Below are 258 nucleotides of genomic sequence, written 5' to 3'. Positions count from 1 at the left end.
AGTCTGTTAACGAAATTTGACGTATAAAAATGTGCTAAAAAATTTCAATCGACTAAAAACTTTCTGATATTAAGAAAAAAGTGGAAGAAATCAGGAAGGTTATTCATTTTGAAAATGGTATTGAGTATAAAATTTTAATAACTCATGTTATTACAAAGGCCTCTGTGTTTGAAAAATGAAATACTGGATGTTGGCAGATTCGCGCTGATAAAGCAGAACTTCTTAAAAAGGTCGAGACCTTTGCAAAATTCCCCAAAA

Source organism: Neisseria sp. HMSC03D10 (genome assembly GCF_001807625.1).
Taxonomy (GTDB): Bacteria; Pseudomonadota; Gammaproteobacteria; order Burkholderiales; family Neisseriaceae; genus Neisseria; species Neisseria mucosa.
This window is presented reverse-complemented; position numbering follows the sequence as displayed.